This window comes from Clostridium sardiniense, assembly GCF_016907995.1.
Taxonomy (GTDB): domain Bacteria; phylum Bacillota; class Clostridia; order Clostridiales; family Clostridiaceae; genus Clostridium; species Clostridium sardiniense.
On record NZ_JAFBDA010000013.1, the window covers coordinates 57328 to 74970 of the forward strand.

21 protein-coding genes are annotated in these 17643 nt (G+C 30.9%); 20 read left to right on the forward strand and 1 reads right to left on the reverse strand.

Annotated elements, in window-relative coordinates; genetic code table 11:
• Positions 1–5: 5 nt before the first annotated feature.
• The 4 genes from JOC62_RS11855 (at position 6) to upp (ending at position 2702) form a co-directional block, all read left to right on the forward strand.
• Positions 6–1049 (forward strand): L-threonylcarbamoyladenylate synthase, encoded by a 1044-nt coding sequence (locus JOC62_RS11855; protein ID WP_204595492.1) that lies wholly within the window; start codon positions 6–8, stop codon positions 1047–1049.
• 20 nt (positions 1050–1069) lie between these two features.
• Entirely contained in the window at positions 1070–1522 is a 453-nt protein-coding gene (locus tag JOC62_RS11860) for a low molecular weight protein arginine phosphatase (protein ID WP_204595493.1), read from the forward strand.
• A 72-nt stretch (positions 1523–1594) separates the two neighbouring features.
• Positions 1595–2044 (forward strand): ribose 5-phosphate isomerase B, encoded by a 450-nt coding sequence (rpiB, locus tag JOC62_RS11865; RefSeq protein ID WP_204595494.1) that lies wholly within the window; start codon positions 1595–1597, stop codon positions 2042–2044.
• Positions 2045–2072: 28 nt separating this feature from the next.
• A complete protein-coding gene (upp, locus tag JOC62_RS11870) occupies positions 2073–2702 on the forward strand; it encodes a uracil phosphoribosyltransferase (RefSeq protein WP_204595495.1) in 630 nt (209 codons plus the stop codon).
• Between the two features lie 97 nt (positions 2703–2799).
• Here the strand turns inward: upp and JOC62_RS11875 are convergent, their stop codons facing one another.
• Positions 2800–3294: a deoxycytidylate deaminase gene (locus JOC62_RS11875; protein WP_204595496.1), complete on the reverse strand. Its 495-nt coding sequence runs from the start codon at positions 3292–3294 to the stop codon at positions 2800–2802.
• 213 nt (positions 3295–3507) lie between these two features.
• Here JOC62_RS11875 and JOC62_RS11880 point away from each other — a divergent pair, with 213 nt between their 5' ends.
• The 16 genes from JOC62_RS11880 (at position 3508) to mreB (ending at position 17608) form a co-directional block, all read left to right on the forward strand.
• A complete protein-coding gene (locus JOC62_RS11880) occupies positions 3508–4686 on the forward strand; it encodes an acetyl-CoA C-acetyltransferase (RefSeq protein ID WP_204595497.1) in 1179 nt (392 codons plus the stop codon).
• Positions 4687–5286: 600 nt separating this feature from the next.
• Positions 5287–5649 (forward strand): hypothetical protein, encoded by a 363-nt coding sequence (locus tag JOC62_RS11885; protein WP_204595498.1) that lies wholly within the window; start codon positions 5287–5289, stop codon positions 5647–5649.
• A gap of 4 nt (positions 5650–5653) precedes the next feature.
• Positions 5654–6304: a F0F1 ATP synthase subunit A gene (locus tag JOC62_RS11890; RefSeq protein WP_204595499.1), complete on the forward strand. Its 651-nt coding sequence runs from the start codon at positions 5654–5656 to the stop codon at positions 6302–6304.
• 58 nt (positions 6305–6362) lie between these two features.
• Positions 6363–6608, forward strand: coding sequence for an ATP synthase F0 subunit C (gene atpE / locus JOC62_RS11895; protein ID WP_204595500.1), 246 nt, complete (start codon positions 6363–6365; stop codon positions 6606–6608).
• Between the two features lie 70 nt (positions 6609–6678).
• Entirely contained in the window at positions 6679–7158 is a 480-nt protein-coding gene (locus JOC62_RS11900) for a F0F1 ATP synthase subunit B (RefSeq protein ID WP_204595522.1), read from the forward strand.
• 2 nt (positions 7159–7160) lie between these two features.
• A complete protein-coding gene (locus JOC62_RS11905; RefSeq protein WP_204595501.1) occupies positions 7161–7700 on the forward strand; it encodes a F0F1 ATP synthase subunit delta in 540 nt (179 codons plus the stop codon).
• A 10-nt stretch (positions 7701–7710) separates the two neighbouring features.
• The gene (gene atpA, locus JOC62_RS11910) at positions 7711–9225 is read left to right on the forward strand and encodes a F0F1 ATP synthase subunit alpha (protein WP_204595502.1); all 1515 of its coding nucleotides are present in this window, start codon (positions 7711–7713) and stop codon (positions 9223–9225) included.
• Positions 9226–9265: 40 nt separating this feature from the next.
• On the forward strand, positions 9266–10120 hold the full coding sequence (gene atpG / locus JOC62_RS11915; protein ID WP_204595503.1) for an ATP synthase F1 subunit gamma: 855 nt from the start codon (positions 9266–9268) through the stop codon (positions 10118–10120).
• A 17-nt stretch (positions 10121–10137) separates the two neighbouring features.
• Positions 10138–11535 (forward strand): F0F1 ATP synthase subunit beta, encoded by a 1398-nt coding sequence (atpD, locus tag JOC62_RS11920; RefSeq protein ID WP_204595504.1) that lies wholly within the window; start codon positions 10138–10140, stop codon positions 11533–11535.
• Between the two features lie 14 nt (positions 11536–11549).
• The gene (locus tag JOC62_RS11925; protein ID WP_204595505.1) at positions 11550–11948 is read left to right on the forward strand and encodes an ATP synthase delta/epsilon chain alpha-helix domain-containing protein; all 399 of its coding nucleotides are present in this window, start codon (positions 11550–11552) and stop codon (positions 11946–11948) included.
• A 183-nt stretch (positions 11949–12131) separates the two neighbouring features.
• A complete protein-coding gene (locus JOC62_RS11930) occupies positions 12132–12749 on the forward strand; it encodes a hypothetical protein (RefSeq protein ID WP_204595506.1) in 618 nt (205 codons plus the stop codon).
• 21 nt (positions 12750–12770) lie between these two features.
• Positions 12771–14030, forward strand: coding sequence for a UDP-N-acetylglucosamine 1-carboxyvinyltransferase (murA, locus tag JOC62_RS11935; protein WP_204595507.1), 1260 nt, complete (start codon positions 12771–12773; stop codon positions 14028–14030).
• Positions 14031–14145: 115 nt separating this feature from the next.
• Positions 14146–15174, forward strand: a complete 1029-nt coding sequence (gene spoIID, locus JOC62_RS11940) for a stage II sporulation protein D (RefSeq protein WP_341534806.1) — start codon at positions 14146–14148, stop codon at positions 15172–15174.
• 138 nt (positions 15175–15312) lie between these two features.
• Complete coding sequence (locus JOC62_RS11945) at positions 15313–16092, forward strand: peptidoglycan DD-metalloendopeptidase family protein (protein ID WP_204595508.1); 780 nt, start codon at positions 15313–15315, stop codon at positions 16090–16092.
• Positions 16093–16200: 108 nt separating this feature from the next.
• Positions 16201–16452, forward strand: a complete 252-nt coding sequence (gene spoIIID, locus JOC62_RS11950) for a sporulation transcriptional regulator SpoIIID (protein WP_204595509.1) — start codon at positions 16201–16203, stop codon at positions 16450–16452.
• A gap of 121 nt (positions 16453–16573) precedes the next feature.
• Positions 16574–17608: a rod shape-determining protein MreB gene (gene mreB / locus JOC62_RS11955; protein WP_204595510.1), complete on the forward strand. Its 1035-nt coding sequence runs from the start codon at positions 16574–16576 to the stop codon at positions 17606–17608.
• The last annotated feature ends 35 nt before the right edge of the window (positions 17609–17643 follow it).

The window sequence follows — 17643 nt, forward strand, 5'->3', positions numbered from 1 at the left end:
TAACTTTGAAAACAAAGATTGCTACTTTAGATGGAACTAATGATATAAAGTACATAAAAGAAGCGGCACAAGTTATAAAAGATGGGGGAGTAGTTGCATTTCCAACCGAAACTGTATATGGATTAGGAGCAAATGCTTTAAAAGAAGAAAGTGTAGAAAAAATATTTATAGCAAAGGGAAGACCACAAGATAATCCTTTAATTATACACGTTGCTTCAAAAGATATAAGTGAATATGCAAAAAATATTCCTGAGGTTGCAACTAAATTAATGGATAGATTTTGGCCAGGACCAATGACATTAATATTAGAGAAAAAGGATATAATACCTATGAAGACAAGTGCAAATCTAGAGACTATAGGTATTAGAATGCCATCAAATGAAGTGGCATTAGAACTTATAAAGGAAGCAGGAGTTCCTATTGCAGCACCATCTGCTAATATAAGTGGAAGACCGAGTCCAACAGACATTGAAAGATGTATTGAAGACCTTTCAGGAAGAATAGATTATATAATTGGTGGACAAAAGAGTGAAGTTGGGTTAGAATCTACTATAGTAGATTGCACTATATATCCTCCAGTAGTTTTAAGACCAGGTGGAATAACTTTAGAAATGCTAAGAGAAATAGATAAGAACATAGCAATTGATAAAGGATTACTTAATAATTCGGAAGAATTTAAGCCAAAAGCACCAGGCATGAAGTATAGACACTATGCACCAAATGCAAAGCTTAAAATTATAAAAGGAAATAAAGAAAAAACTATTGAAAAAATTAATGAAATGGTACAAAATTATATAGATGATGGAAAGAGAGTAGGAATACTCATAACTAAAGAGAATAGTCATAGATATCCTAAGGGAGAAAAGGTTATTCTTGGGGAAGAAAACAATTTAGAAGAAATTGCATCAAATCTTTTCGAAGCCTTAAGATCTTTTAATGATCTAGATGTAGATATAATACTTGCAGAGGCTTTTAGTGAAGAGGGCTTAGGTGTTGCTATAATGAATAGATTAAATAAGGCAGCAGGCCATGATGTTATAAATGTGTAATAGTGTTTGGAGGTTTTTTTATGAAAGTACTCTTCGTATGTACAGCAAATACATGTAGAAGCCCAATTGCAGAAGAAATATTTAATAAATTGAATAGTGATACTAACTTAAAAGCTAAATCAGCTGGCATTACTATTGTTCCAGGAAGCTTCGTGACTGAAAATTCGGTGGAATTAGTAAAAGAAGAATTAGATATAGATATTCAGCATAAAGAAGCTATTCAATTAAATAGGAATATGCTTCAAAGGGCTGATATTGTTTTAACAATGACTAATTACGGTAGGGACTTTATAAAAAATAATTATCCAGATTATAAAGACAAAGTGTTTTCAATATGTGAATATGCTGGCGTTACAGGGGAGATAACTGACCCTTACGGCAGCACAATTTCTGTTTATCATAAAATATATAAAGAATTAGAGGATATAATTCCTCGTATAATAGCTAAATTAAAGAAAGATGGAAGTGTGTAATATTTTTATTACATACTACACTTTCTTTTTTTATAAATTAAAATACTTATGAAAATAATTGGAGGTGGCGTTATGAAAATAGCATTAGGATCAGATCATGGTGGATATAATTTAAAAAATGAAATTATATCATTTTTAAAAGATAATGGATATGAAATAAAAGATTTTGGTACTTATAGTACCGAATCATGTGATTATCCAGAATATGCACAAAAAGTTGCAGAAGCTGTTGCAGCAAAAGAATTTGATTTTGGAATATTAGTTTGTGGAACAGGTATAGGAATAAGTATAGCTGCAAATAAAGTACCAGGAATTAGGGCAGCATTATGTTCAGATACTTTTAGTGCACATGCAACTAGACAACATAATAATGCAAATATTCTTGCTCTAGGTGAAAGAGTTGTAGGACCAGGTCTTGCAATAGATATAGTTAAGACATTCTTAACTTCAGAATTTGAAGGTGAAAGACACCAAAAGAGAATAGATAAAATATCTCTTATAGAAGAAAAATATAATAAATAATTAATTAATATATTGGAGGAATTTAAAAATGAGTAAAGTTACAGAAATCAATCATCCATTAATACTACACAAGTTAGCATTTATAAGAAGTAAGGAAACAGGTTCAAAAGATTTTAGAGAATTAGTTTCAGAAGTTTCGATGTTAATGGCTTATGAAGTTACAAGAGACCTTCCAACTGAAAATGTTGATATAGAAACACCTGTATGTAAAACAAAATGTAAGATGTTAGCTGGAAAGAAGCTAGCTATTGTACCAATATTAAGAGCGGGACTTGGAATGGTAGATGGTGTTTTAAAACTTATACCAGCAGCTAAGGTTGGACATATTGGATTATATAGAGATGAAGAAACACTACAACCAGTTGAATATTTCTGTAAGTTACCTCAAGATATAGCAGAAAGAGAAATAATCGTTGTAGATCCAATGCTTGCAACTGGTGGATCAGCAGTAGATGCATTAACTATGCTTAAAAATAGAGGCGCAAAGTGCTTAAAGTTAATGTGTTTAATTTCATCACCAGAAGGAATAAAGGCAGTAAAGGAAGCACATCCAGATGTTGATATATTCGTTGCTGAAATAGATGAAAAATTAAACGAGCAAGGATATATAGTACCAGGACTTGGTGATGCTGGAGATAGATTATTCGGAACTAAATAGTTTCTTTGATTTATAATTAGTAAAATAAATAATAAAATCCCCTATTTTATAAGAAATAGGGGATTTTATAGATATTATAAATTGAAATATAAGAATTTTAGATATCATCTACATCAAATGAAAGTTCAATTTTTTTAACAGATGGCACAAGTTCTGTTAATCTCACACCAGCAGATTCAAACATTCTCTTTGATGCCTTAACTACATCTGTGTCAGCATATTTATTACTTAAATAGATTACTTCTTTTATGCCACTTTGAATAATAGCTTTAGCACATTCATTACAAGGAAATAGCGCAACATAAAGTTTTGCATTTTCAAGTGAAACACCTCTATTATTTAAAATAGCATTAAGTTCTGCATGCACAACATAAGGATATTTAGTTTCTAAGAAATCACCATCTCTTTCCCATGAATAGCTATCATCTGAGCAGCCAAATGCAAATCCATTATAACCAACAGATAATACTCTGTTAGTAGGGCTTACAATACATGCACCAACTTGTGTACTAGGATCTTTACTTCTTTTAGCTGATAAAAGTGCAAGTCCCATAAAATACTCGTCCCAAGATATAAAATCAGTTCTTTTCATAATAGAAACTCCTTCATATAAAAAAATTATGTAATTTATTAATATTATAATATAAAGGCAAGAAAAAGGGAAAAAATCGTCTGAAAAAGTATTTGTTTAAAATTTAACAAAAAACTATTGATTATTATTAAAGTAATGGTTATAATAAAAGTATGTTAAGACTTTAACAAAGATTAAGAAATTTGTTAATTATAAATTTGGGAGGTTTTATTAATGAGAGATGTAGTAATTGTAAGTGCGGTAAGAACAGCACTAGGTTCATTTGGAGGATCATTAAAGGATGTTCCTGCAGCAGATTTAGGTGCATTAGTAATAAAGGAAGCAGTAAAGAGAGCTGGAATAAAACCAGAAATGGTAGAAGAAGTTTTAATGGGAAATGTTATTCAAGCAGGTCTTGGACAAAACGTTGCTAGACAAGCTACAATAAAAGCAGGTCTTCCAAACGAAGTTTCAGCAATGACTATTAATAAAGTATGTGGATCAGGATTAAGAGCAGTTAGTTTAGCAGCTCAAATGATAAAAGCTGGTGATACAGATATAGTTGTAGCTGGTGGTATGGAAAATATGTCAAGAGCACCATATCTTTTAGACACTGCAAGATGGGGTCAAAGAATGGGTAACGGAAAAATGGTTGACTCAATGATAAATGATGCTTTATGGGATGCATTTAATAACTACCACATGGGAGTTACTGCTGAAAATATAGCTAAAGAATGGGATTTAACAAGAGAAGAGCAAGATGAATTTGCTGTAGCTTCTCAAAATAAAGCAGAAAGAGCTATAAAAGAAGGAAGATTCAAAGATGAAATAGTTCCAGTTGTAATACCACAAAGAAAAGGAGAACCAAAAGTATTTGATACAGATGAGTTCCCAAGATTTGGAGCAACTATAGAAGGATTATCAAAATTAAGACCAGCATTCCAAAAAGAAGGAACAGTTACAGCAGGTAATGCTTCAGGTATAAATGATGGAGCAGCTGCATTTGTAGTAATGAGCGCTGAAAAAGCAGAAGCATTAGGACTTAAGCCAATGGCTAAGATTCTTTCATATGGATCAAGAGGATTAGATCCAGCTATCATGGGATACGGACCATTCCATGCTACAAAGAAAGCTTTAGAAGGAACTGGATTAGAAGTTAAAGACATAGACCTTGTAGAAGCAAACGAAGCATTCGCAGCTCAAAGTTTAGCAGTAGCTAAAGATTTAGGATTTGATATGAGCAAAGTTAATGTAAATGGTGGAGCTATAGCTTTAGGACACCCAGTTGGAGCTTCAGGAGCTAGAATATTAGTTACATTACTTCATGAAATGGAAAAGAGAGATGCTAAAACTGGTTTAGCTACACTTTGCATAGGTGGAGGAATGGGAACAGCATTAGTTGTTGAAAGATAATTATAAAAAAATATAAGTATAATTATACAAATATACCTTAGAATTTTGTTCTAAGGTATATTTTTTTATTTTTGAATAAATATAAAAATTATACTACAATTTTATGAAAACATTTAAAAAAAATCGAAAAATAATAATAAAAAATAAAAAAGCTATAAAAATATTAATTTTACACACAATAAATATGAATAAAGTGAAAATAGTATTAACAATATAATAATGCATTGAATAAGAGGAAAATTTTTTATTCAAACCTAATACTATTTTAATAGAGTGATTATTATACTTATATAGGCTATATATATCAAAAATAGGAAATAACATCAAATATTTTAAAATTTCTATTGGAAATACCAATTTATTATGACTATGAAAAAGAGACATAATTTCAAAATATTCAGAAAATTGAATAGATAACAAAAATTCAATTCGTAAAATGTGAAAAATAAAATAAAACGGATATAGTAGCAGTAAACATGAAGTATTAGAAGATAATTTTGCTTAAAAATCAAAAAATAACAAATTTTAATTAAAAATCAAGTTTTGGACAAAAAAATATATAAACTATAATTAAGAATATAATTGCCGAGGGGGTAAATTATGGTTGGAAATTTAAGTGGAATACTTAGACAAACTTTTAAAAGTAGTGGAATCATTCTTACTGCGGGACTTATAATTACATATTTAATAAATGCAAATTACTGTTTCCCATTTTTAATGGGATCAATTATTAGTATTTTAAATTTCTTAATAAGTGGTGCAGTTACTGAGAAGACTATTAATAGTGACATGAGTTTAAAAGGTATTATGCTTATGGTTAGTTTTGTAATAAGAATAATAATGGTATCAATAGTAGGATTGTTATTATTGCAAAACCAATTCAATATAGTATTTTATCTTATTGGATACATGTCCAACTTCATTTCTCTATTCATGGCAATTAAATATGAAGAAAGGAAGTGATTGAGTGGAAGCGTTATTTAAAGAAATTGGCTCTACTGTGTTACAACAATGGGGAATAATTATTATAGTAGCCATTGTTTTGATACTAATGACAAGAAATCTTTCAGTAGTACCTAAAGGAAAAAGTCAATCAATAATTGAGCTTTTTGTTGAAGGAATTAGCAATTGGACTAAGAACACTATGGGAGATAAATACACAGGATTTGCAGCTTATATCGGTGCGTTAGTTCTTTTCTTATTTTTTATGAATATAACTGACCTTATAGGTTTAAGACCACCAACAGCAGATTATAGTGTTGCATTAGTACTATCATTAACAACATTCTTAATGGTTCAAATAAATGCAATTATAAAGAATGGCGGTTTTGGATATCTTAAAGGATATATTCACCCAAGCCCAGCTTTATTACCTATCAATATACTAGAGAGAGTAATGCTACCAGTTACATTAAGTTTTAGACTTTTCGGTAACATTACAGTTGGAGTAGTAATTGTTGAATTGCTATTACAAGCATTAGGTAACTTAACTTGGTTTGCTCAATTAGCTATCCCAGTGCCATTTATGGCATACTTCGATTTATTTGACGGATTTCTTCAAACATTCATCTTTACTATATTGACAATGATTTATATAAAGATGACAGCGGAGGAGTAGCCCAAAAAAATCAATTTTTAGTCAGAGAAACTTTTAAAGTATTAAGGAGGAATTATTTATGACTGGAGCAGAATTTATAATAGGAATGCGTGCAATAGGTGCAGGTCTTGCAGTTATTGCAGCAGTAGGTGCAGGTGTTGGTATTGGTAATGCAACAGCAAGTCTATTAAAGAGTATAGCAAGACAACCTGAAGCAAGTGGTAAACTTATGTCAACATACTTCATTGGTTGTGCCTTAGCAGAAACAACAGCAATATACGGATTACTAATTTCATTCATCTTATTATTTGTTGGTATCCACTAAAATTTGAATACTATAAAAAAAGTAGGGTTTTAATAAGCCTGGAAGGGAGGCTTTAAATTTGGAAATTAATATGAATATTAACATACCAGAAATGATAGTAACACTAGTAAATCTACTTATATTATTTTGGTTAGTTAAACATTTTGCTTTTGATAAAGTAAATAAAATCTTAAAACAAAGAAAAGATCTTATTGAAAATACAATAAGTAAAGCTGATGAAGACTTAGAAAAAGCAAGAATATTAAAGCTTCAAAATGAAAGAGAAATCAGTTCAGCTAAAGAAGAAGGAAAAGAAATTGTTAGTCAATATAAGACTAAAGCAGACAATGTTTATAAAGAAATAGTAGAGGATGCTAGAAGAGAAGCAGGAACTATTATTGATAAGTCTAAAGTTGAAATTAATAGAGAGCGTACAAAGGCTCAAGCGGAGATTAAAACACAAGCAGTAGAGCTTGCTGTATTCCTTGCAGAAAAAGCACTTGGAGACTCAATTGATGAAAAGAAACATAGAGAACTTATAGACGATTATATAAGCAAGGTAGGTATGTAATTATGTACGAATATTTAGATCGTAGATATGCTTTAGCTTTATATAAAGTAGCAGAAGAAAAAAATAAAGTCGAGGAGTATCTTGAAGACTTAAGAGAGATTTGTAATATTATTGATAACAATAAAGAATTTTACGAAGTCATTAAATACCCTCAAATAAGTACAAGACAGAAGAAGAAAATTTTCATTGATTTATTTAAGGGTAAAATTGATGAGGAATTATTATCATTTTTACTAATACTTATTGAAAAAGGCAGAATCTTATATTTAAAAGAAAAGCTTAATCAAATGGAACAAATCCATTTAGAAAAAGAAAATAAGGTAATTGCAAAGGTTAAAAGTGTTATAGAACTTACAGAAGATGAGACTTCAAGGCTAAAAGAAAAGCTAGAGAAGAAATATAACAAGACAGTAATTATAGAACATGAAATTGATAAGAGTATAATAGGTGGACTTTATGTAAGAGTTGGAAATGATGTTATTGATGGATCAATAAAATCAAGACTTGAAGACATGAGAGCCTTAATGCTTAAGATGGAATAGAGGTGAAACCATGAATATCAAACCAGAAGAGATTACTTCTATAATCAAAAATGAAATTGAAAAGTACGATAAACAAATTAAAACAATAGATTCAGGTACAATTATTCAAATTGGTGACGGTATTGCGAGAGTATATGGTTTAGATGATTGTATGGAAGGTGAATTATTAGAATTCCCAAATGATGTTTATGGTATGGCATTAAACCTTGAGCAAGATAATGTAGGATGTGTTTTACTTGGTTCTGAAGAAGGAATCAAAGAAGGAGATGTCGTTAAAAGAACTGGTAAAATTGTTGAGGTTGGAGTTGGAGCAGAATTAATAGGTAGAGTTGTAGATGGCTTAGGAAATCCTATTGATGCAAAAGGTCCAATAAAACCAGAGGCATATAGACCAATAGAAGTTCATGCTCCTAGTATCCTAGATAGAAGCTCAGTTAATGAACCATTACAAACAGGAATAAAGGCAATTGACTCAATGATTCCAATTGGTAAGGGACAAAGAGAACTTATCATAGGAGATAGACAAATAGGTAAAACTGCTATAACTATAGATACAATCATTAACCAAAAGGATAAAGATGTAATCTGTATATATGTAGCAATAGGTCAAAAACAATCAACAGTAGCACATATAGTGAATACATTAACAGAATTTGGTGCAATGGATTATACAACTGTTGTTGCTGCAACAGCTTCAGAATCAGCACCATTACAATATTTAGCACCTTATGTTGGATGTTCAATTGGTGAACATTTCATGCATCAAGGAAAAGATGTATTGGTTATATATGATGACTTATCAAAGCACGCTGTTGCTTATAGAACAATGTCATTACTACTTAAAAGACCACCAGGCAGAGAAGCGTATCCAGGGGATGTATTCTATATCCATTCAAGATTACTTGAAAGAGCAGCTAAACTTTCAGAAAAGAATGGCGGAGGTTCATTAACTGCACTTCCAATAATAGAAACACTAGCAGGAGACGTTACAGCATATATCCCAACTAATGTTATATCAATAACAGATGGTCAAATATTCCTAGAATCAGATCTTTTCTATTCAGGACAAAGACCAGCTGTTAATGCAGGTATTTCAGTATCAAGAGTTGGGGGGAACGCTCAGATTAAAGCCATGAAACAAGTTTCAGGTACTTTAAGATTAGAGCTTGCCCAATATAGAGAATTAGCATCATTTGCTCAATTTGGATCAGATTTAGACGCGGACACTTCAAGAAGACTTGAAAAAGGTAAGAGAATGGTTGAAGTTTTAAAACAAAATCAATATTCTCCAATGGCAGTTCAAAATCAAATCATGATTCTTTATGCAGCAGTAAATGATTATTTATCAGATATAAAGGTTGAAGATATAAGAAAGTTCGAAAAAGATTTCTTAGAATACATGGATACTCAATACAGAGAAGTAGGAAAAGAGATAATAGAAAAGAAAGTTTTAACTGATGAATTAAAAGCATCCCTTGAAAAAGGAATTACTGAATTCAAAAAAATATTCTTAAATAACGCATAGCTTATACATTAAGCTATGCCATCTTTTAGGAGGTGGAGGTATGGCAGGAGCTGGACTTATTGAAATTAAGCGTAGAATTAAGTCAGTAGAAAATACTAAAAAAATAACAAAAGCCATGGGACTTGTTGCCACTTCTAAGTTAAGAAGAGTCAGAATGGAATTAAACAAAAATAACAATTACTTTGAAGCGACTAGAGATATAGCCCAAGAAGCTTATTCATCAATGGATATTGAAAAAGAAGGTATATATTTTAAAGGTGGCCATTCAAAGAGAAAGTTATATATAGTTGTAACATCAGATTCAGGATTATGTGGAGGATATAATGTTAATATAGCATTATCTCTTAAAAATCATGTTGGAATGGAAAAATCAGATAGTCTAGTTATGTGTTTAGGTAAAAAAGGTGTATCTTACATGAAAAGATATGGCTTTGAAACTGTAGCAGAGTACGTTGATATAAAAGAAACTAGTGATATGAAGGAAGTTTCAATGATTTATAAGCATGCATTAAGATTATATAATTCAAATGAGGTTGGTGAAATTTATGTTGTTTATACACACTTTAATTCACCAGTTTCTCAAGAAGTTAAAGTTGATAAAATGTTACCTATAGAATTTGACGAAATAAAAGAAGATATTGGATTTATGTTAGAACCAAATGATGAATCTTCAATAGAGGCAACTTTTGATTTTTATTTAAAATCAAAATTAATTAATTGTATTTTAAATGCAAAAACTAGTGAGGAATCTTCAAGAATGACTGCAATGGACGGAGCTACAAAGAATGCAGATGACTTGTTAGATTCATTAAACACTAAATATAATAGAATTAGACAAAGTGCTATAACTCAAGAAATTGCAGAAATAGTTGGTGGAGCAGAAGCACAAAAATAGTGAGGAGGTATCATTAAATGCCTAACAATATAGGAAAAGTAGTTCAAGTTATTGGACCAGTAGTTGATATAAAATTTGATACTGAGTCACTTCCAAATATTTATAATGCTATTGAAATAGAGATGGGTGGAGAAACTTTAGTAACTGAAGTTGAACAACACGTCGGAGATGATATAGTAAGAACAATAGCTATGGAAGCGACAGAAGGATTAAGAAGAGGTATGAAGGCAGTTAATACAGGAAAACCAATATCAGTTCCTGTAGGAGAATGCGTTTTAGGAAGATTATTTAATGTTTTAGGAAAACCAGTTGATAAAGAAATATCTGGAGATGTTGTGACTAAGGAATTCTATCCAATACATAGAGCCGCACCAACATTTGCAGAACAATCAGTTGAACCTGAAATGTTTGAAACAGGAATAAAAGTTGTTGACCTTATAGCTCCTTACCAAAAAGGTGGTAAGATTGGTCTATTTGGGGGTGCTGGAGTTGGTAAGACAGTACTTATTCAAGAACTTATAAATAATATAGCAAAAGAACACGGTGGATTATCAGTATTTACAGGTGTTGGAGAAAGATCAAGAGAAGGTAATGATCTTTACTATGAAATGAAAGAATCAGGAGTTTTAGATAAGACTGCATTAGTATTTGGTCAAATGAATGAGCCACCTGGTGCTAGAATGAGAGTTGCACTTACAGGTCTTACAATGGCAGAGTACTTCAGAGATCAAGGTCAAGACGTGTTACTATTTATAGATAACATATTTAGATTCTCCCAAGCAGGTTCAGAAGTTTCAGCACTTCTTGGTAGAATACCTTCAGCAGTTGGATACCAACCAACACTTGCAACTGAAATGGGTGCTCTTCAAGAAAGAATAACATCAACAACACATGGTTCAATTACATCTGTTCAAGCAGTATATGTACCAGCGGATGACTTAACTGACCCAGCGCCAGCTACAACATTCTCTCACTTAGATGCAACAACAGTTTTATCAAGAAGTGTAGCAGAACGTGGTGTTTATCCAGCTGTTGACCCATTAGATTCAACATCAAGAATATTAGATCCAAGAGTAGTTGGAGAAGAACATTATTCTGTTGCATCAAAGGTTAAACATATATTAGAAAGATATAAAGAACTTCAAGATATTATTGCTATATTAGGTGTTGATGAATTATCTGATGAAGATAAATTAACTGTTGGTAGGGCAAGAAAAGTTCAAAACTTCTTATCACAGCCATTCACAGTAGCAGAACAATTTACTGGTATGAAAGGTAAATATGTTACAGTAGAAGAAACAATAAGAGGATTTAAAGAAATTATTGAAGGTAAGCACGATGATTTACCAGAATCAGCATTCTTATTTGTTGGAAATATAGATGAAGCTATAGAAAAAGCTAAAACTTTAGCATAAGGGGATGATGCAATATGGCTAATACCTTTAAACTAAAAATCATGACACCTAATAAAGTCAAGATAGATGAAGAAGTTTTAAGCTTAACTACAAATACATCAGAAGGTAAGTTTGAAATTCTTGCAAACCATGCTTCTATAGTAGTTAACTCAATACCTTGTGTTACAGAAATTACTAAAGCGAATGGAGAAAAGATAAATTTATTTACTTCAAGAGGTGTAATTGGTTTTAAAAATAATGAATTAAACTTCTGTTGCGGATCATGTGAAACAAAAGAAGAAATTGATACTGGAAGAGCAGAAGAAGCTAAAAAAAGAGCAGAAAAGCGCTTAAATGATGAAAAATTTGATCGAGAAAGAGCAGAAGCTGCTTTAGGCAGAGCACTTGCTAGATTAGAATTAAAAAGTAGATAAGAATATAAATTATAAACACCCTAGGTAGCTAAATTAATTTAGCTACCTAGGGTGTTTTAATTTAGCCAATTTATGACAATCTATCACAAAAAAATATTAAATTTATATATTATAGTATAAAGGCGAATATGTATATTAAAGGGAAAAAATGACAACAATAAAGGTGAAAGGCGGGGAGGGCGTATGGAATTAAAAAGCTTATTCATCTATTTTATTGTTTTCTCAATTAATTTATTAGGATTATCAAGTGGAGAAAATATAAGTATCAATAATTATCAATATATAGAAAGCATAGTTAAAAGTGAAACAATATTTTCTGAAAATGGAGTTAAGATTCAATATAATACTAAGTCTGATATAAATGATGAAATAAAAAGAATTAAGGATATATATAACGAAGGATACAGTATAGAAAATTTAACAGATAAAAATCATTTTTATATTAAAGGAGATAATGATCTAGAAATAAAAGTATGGGAAGAAGAGGATAGAGTTTTTGTTGAAGGGACTATAATTAATTCTAAAAAAGAAGCTTCTACAGTTGAACTGAAGAAGGAATTGCAAAAATTAGAAGATAATAAAGTAAATTCATTAAGATATTTTGAATATTATAAGGGAAAACTAAATTCTGTAAAAAGTATAAAAGATATAAGCTTAAGCAATGAGTTAATTAAAGTGCACAATGGCTATGTTGGAAAAAGCAAACTTAAGGATGGAAATCAAATAAGCTATGGAATTATGGAATATGACACAGGGGTATATGTAATTGTGGGGACTCCTATTATATTTACAACATACTAACAATTAATTATGGAGGAAAATATGGAAAAAATAATAGTAAAAGGGGTTAAGAAACTAACAGGAGAAGTAAATATAAATTCGGCTAAAAATTCGGTGTTACCAATAATAGTATCAACAATACTATCTCCTAATAAAATAATAATAGAAAATACTCCTATGTTAGAAGATGTTCAAGTTATACTAAATTTGCTTAATGGCTTGAATACAGATATGAATTACTCAAAGATTAATAATTCACTTGAAATAAATACAAGTAGCTTAAAAAGTTTTGATACAACTAATGAGCTTGTAAGAAAAATGAGAGCATCATTTTTAATTATGGGTCCAATGCTCGCAAGGTTTGGACATTGTAAATTATCTATGCCAGGAGGATGTAATATAGGTAGTAGGCCTATTGATTTACATTTAAAAGGGTTTAAGGCATTGGGAGCTGAAATTATACAAGGACATGGATTTGTTGAGGCAAAAGCAAAGAAGCTTATAGGTAATAGAATATATTTAGATTTCCCATCTGTTGGAGCAACAGAAAATATAATGATGGCAGCAGTTTTAGCAAGCGGAACAACAATTATAGAAAATGCTGCTGAAGAACCTGAGATTTGGGATTTAGCAAATTTCTTAAATTCAATGGGTGCTAAGATAAAAGGAGCGGGACTTGGTAAGATTACTATAGAAGGTGTAGAATCCTTAAAAGGAGTAACTTACAGGCCTATTTATGATAGAATAGAAGCGGGTACATTTATGGTAGCTGCTGCTATAACAAATAGTATGATAAAGATAAATAATGTAACTGAAGATCATATGAGACCTTTAATTGAAAAATTAAAAGAATGTGGAATTATATTAACAGAAGAAGATGATGGAATAATAGTGGATGGTAGATTTGATAAAAAACCAGTAGATATAAAAACACTGCCATATCCGGGTTTCCCAACAGATATGCAACCTCAAATGATGGCTCTATTATCTGTTATTAATGGATCTAGTATAATTACTGAGACCGTATTTGAAAATAGATTTATGCATGTAGCAGAACTTGTTAGAATGGGGGCTAGGATTAAGATAGATGGTAGAACAGCAGTTATTGAAGGAGTTTCTAGGCTTACTGGCTGTGAAGTGAAAGCTACAGACTTAAGAGCAGGAGCAGCTATGATATTAGCAGGGTTAGTAGGGGATGGATATACAGAAATAAGTGATATATATCATATAGATAGAGGATATTTAGATATAGAAGAAAAGTTTAGAGGCTTAGGAGCTGATGTTTGTAGAGTTAAGAAATAGAAGGTGGTATACCTTCTATTTTTTTTATCTTCTTTACATAAACTTCAAAGAGTAAGTATATTTATAAATAATAAACATATAAATAGATGTACATACATTTAGGAGGGATTAGAGAGTGAGAGAAAAAGAGATTATTGAAAATCTTAAAAATATAGGGCTTATTACAGGATTCATATTAATATTTATGGTAATAATTCCTTTTATACTTATGGGAAGTGGTATAAAGGATTTCACCTCTCCTACTAATACAGGTTCTGATGGGAAAGAGATTAGTATAGCTGTAAAAGGAGAAGATAAAGCAAAGGTACATATAACAAAAGAAAAGAAAGTTAAAGAAATAGATGTAGAAGAATATATATTGGGAGTAGTTTCAAGTGAGATGCCAGCTAGTTTTGAAGAGGAAGCATTAAAGGCTCAAGCTATTGCAGCTAGAACTTTTTATTATAGTAAAAGAAATAAGAATTGTAATTTATCTAATGGCGGCGAAATATGTGATGGAGTTCATTGTCAAGCCTATATGAGTAAAGAGGAAAGATTAAAAAAATGGTCTGATAAGGATAGAGATAAAAACTATGAAAAAATAAAAAAAGCTGTAGATGATACTAAAGGGAGTGTATTAACATATAATGGTGAGATTGTACTATATCCACAGTTCTTTTCAACTAGTGCTGGGAAAACAGAAAATGCTGAGGATGTTTTTTCATCAAAGGTTCCATATTTAAAATCAGTCAATAGTGAAGGAGAAGAAGTATCTAGTGCATATGAATCAGAAAAAGAAGTAACAAATAAAGATTTTGTAGATATAGTTAATTCAAAATATAGTAAAGCAAAATTAAAAGTTGATAATCTAAAAGAAAAAGTAGAAATAAAATCAAGAACTGAAGGTGGTGCAGTTCTTGATGTAAAGCTTGGAGGAGAGACAATAAAGGGAACAGATTTTAGAAAGCTATTTGATTTAAAATCAGCAAATTTTACACTTGAATACTCAAAAGATAAGATAAGGATTAAGTGTAAAGGAAATGGTCATGGTGTTGGGATGAGTCAGTGGGGAGCTAATATTATGGCTAAAGATGGTAAGGGGTATGAGGAAATATTAAAGCATTATTATACTGGTGTAGAGATTGGAAAAATAGTTTATAAATAAATACTGAAAAGTGTTATAAAAAGATGATGTTTGGTAAATAATCAAATATCATCTTTTTTAATGGATAATATTAAAAATATTAGAAAATATGTATTATTTTTCATAAAAAGGACAAAATGATTATTGGAGGTGTTGATTATGAACCAAAAATCAAACGGATTTAAAGAAAATTCTAAAAACACGATGTCAGGTATTAAAAAGTTTTTCAAAAAGGAAGGATTTTATGTAGCTCTATTTATTGGACTATGCGTAGTTACTATAATTGGTGCTGTTGCAATTAAAAATATAGGCACTAAATCTAAACCAGAAGCAAAAGCGCCTGAAGATAAGGAAATCACTTTAAATGTTGAAGAGAATAAGAATACAAATGTAGAAACATCAGTAGAAAACTCTGAGAGAGTATCTAATGACAAAAAAGAAGAAAAGAAAACAACAAGTAAGGCTGTTGGAACAAATAGTAAGATGAATTTTTCAAATCCTGTAGAAGGAAAGCTTTTAAAAGGACATAATGAGCCATATTTATTTAAAGATGGTAAAGCAGTTGCAGAAGGTGAAAAAGGTGATTCAAGCTTAAGCTATGGTGGTATATCAGTAGGAGCTAAAATGGGTACTCCTGTAAAAGCTTCAGAAGATGGAGTTATAGAAGATGTAGTTGAAAATGATGTAACTTATGGAGTTACAGTAATTATAAAACATCCAAACGGAGTAAAAACATCATATGCAAACCTAGATAAAAATGTAAAAGTTAAAAAAGATGATAAGGTTAAAAAAGGACAGGAAATAGGTAAAGTTGGTAACACAGCTAGTACATTAAAAATGTGTGTAAAAGATGATTTTATGCATATAAAAGTTTTCTCAAAGAAAGATAATACTTATTCAGAAGTAGATCCATTAAAGTACTTTGCTTATAAAAAATAGGTAAAGAAAAAATTAATCAGCCGTTTTAGGCAAAATGGCTGATTAATATTTTAAGTTTATAAAAATATTATCATTAAAATAAATATAAGTAATTAAGGAGGTAGCATTTTGAAAGACTACATTGAAGAGAGAGTATTAGAAGTAGCACAATATATTATTGATTCAAAAGCTACAATAAGAAAAACTGCAAAAGTTTTTGGTGTTAGCAAAAGTACAATCCATAAGGATATGACTGAAAGATTACCAAAGATAAATCCAATAATAGCTGAAAAAACTCATACTATCTTAGAGTTAAATAAAGCAGAGAGACATATAAGGGGGGGAAAAGCTACAAAAATGAAGTATAAATCTGCCGAATAAATCAAATTTTAGGTAAAAAGTTGAATTAAAATCATATTCCATATATAATTTACTGTATAGTTATATAAAAAAATGTAAAAATTTCTAAAATAAATGTTAATAATTAGGAGTGGAATTTGGAATGTGGTTTTGGAAGTCAGGAACTGATTTAGGTGTAGATCTAGGAACAGCAACGGTATTAGTATACGTAAAGGGTAAAGGTATAGTATTGAAAGAGCCATCAGTAGTTGCTATAAATACAAGTACTGGAAAGGTATTGGCTGTAGGAGAAGAAGCAAGAAAAATGATTGGAAGAACTCCAGGAAATATTATTGCAGTTAGACCATTGAGAGATGGTGTTATTTCCGATTATGATGTAACAGAAAAGATGCTTAAGGCGTTTATAAGTAAAGCATGCGGATCAAAGAAAATTGTAGCGCCTAAAGTAATGGTATGTGTACCATCACAAGCATCAGAAGTCGAAAAGAGAGCTGTTATGGAAGCTGCTAGAAATTCAGGAGCAAAAGTAGTACATCTTATAGAAGAGCCACTTGCGGCTGCAATTGGAGCGGGATTAGACATAACTAAGCCGGATGGATGTATGATTGTAGATATAGGTGGAGGAACATGTGATGTCGCGGTAATATCATTAGGTGGTGTAGTTGTAAGATCATCTATAAAGGTTGCTGGAGACAGATTTGATGAATCTATAATTAAATATGTAAGAGTAAAGTATAAAATAATGATTGGTGAAAAAACAGCAGAACAAATAAAGATGGAAATAGGTTCAGCCTTTAGCGGATCAAGAAATGAAGAGATGACAGTTAAAGGAAGAAACTTAGTGACAGGTTTACCTGATGAAATAAAACTAACTTCAGATGAGATAGGAGAAGCGCTTAAAGAACCGGTTAGCTTAATAGTAGAAGCTGTTAAGGGAGTATTAGAGAAAACCCCTCCAGAAATAGCTGCTGATATTATGGATAAGGGTATTCTTATGACTGGTGGAGGATCATTATTACATGGCTTAGATAAGCTTATAGAATCAGAAACTGGGGTAACTGTGAATGTTGCTGAAAATTCAGTTGAAGCTGTTGCGGAAGGTACAGGTTCTGTTTTAGGATATATTGATAAATTAGATAAAACAGTAAATAACCAAGAAATCATATTAGTTGAATAGCATAATAAATAAACCCTGAGTATACTCCGGGTTTA

Coding starts and splice junctions, on each gene's coding strand:
- murA (WP_204595507.1), top strand. CDS start 12,771: ATGGAAAAAATAATAGTAAAAGGGGTTAAGAAACTAACAGGAGAAGTA.
- mreB (WP_204595510.1), top strand. CDS start 16,574: ATGTGGTTTTGGAAGTCAGGAACTGATTTAGGTGTAGATCTAGGAACA.
- rpiB (WP_204595494.1), top strand. CDS start 1,595: ATGAAAATAGCATTAGGATCAGATCATGGTGGATATAATTTAAAAAAT.
- upp (WP_204595495.1), top strand. CDS start 2,073: ATGAGTAAAGTTACAGAAATCAATCATCCATTAATACTACACAAGTTA.
- JOC62_RS11930 (WP_204595506.1), top strand. CDS start 12,132: ATGGAATTAAAAAGCTTATTCATCTATTTTATTGTTTTCTCAATTAAT.
- atpD (WP_204595504.1), top strand. CDS start 10,138: ATGCCTAACAATATAGGAAAAGTAGTTCAAGTTATTGGACCAGTAGTT.
- JOC62_RS11885 (WP_204595498.1), top strand. CDS start 5,287: ATGGTTGGAAATTTAAGTGGAATACTTAGACAAACTTTTAAAAGTAGT.
- JOC62_RS11945 (WP_204595508.1), top strand. CDS start 15,313: ATGAACCAAAAATCAAACGGATTTAAAGAAAATTCTAAAAACACGATG.
- JOC62_RS11905 (WP_204595501.1), top strand. CDS start 7,161: ATGTACGAATATTTAGATCGTAGATATGCTTTAGCTTTATATAAAGTA.
- atpG (WP_204595503.1), top strand. CDS start 9,266: ATGGCAGGAGCTGGACTTATTGAAATTAAGCGTAGAATTAAGTCAGTA.
- atpE (WP_204595500.1), top strand. CDS start 6,363: ATGACTGGAGCAGAATTTATAATAGGAATGCGTGCAATAGGTGCAGGT.
- JOC62_RS11900 (WP_204595522.1), top strand. CDS start 6,679: ATGAATATTAACATACCAGAAATGATAGTAACACTAGTAAATCTACTT.
- JOC62_RS11880 (WP_204595497.1), top strand. CDS start 3,508: ATGAGAGATGTAGTAATTGTAAGTGCGGTAAGAACAGCACTAGGTTCA.
- JOC62_RS11860 (WP_204595493.1), top strand. CDS start 1,070: ATGAAAGTACTCTTCGTATGTACAGCAAATACATGTAGAAGCCCAATT.
- atpA (WP_204595502.1), top strand. CDS start 7,711: ATGAATATCAAACCAGAAGAGATTACTTCTATAATCAAAAATGAAATT.
- JOC62_RS11925 (WP_204595505.1), top strand. CDS start 11,550: ATGGCTAATACCTTTAAACTAAAAATCATGACACCTAATAAAGTCAAG.
- JOC62_RS11875 (WP_204595496.1), bottom strand. CDS start 3,294: ATGAAAAGAACTGATTTTATATCTTGGGACGAGTATTTTATGGGACTT.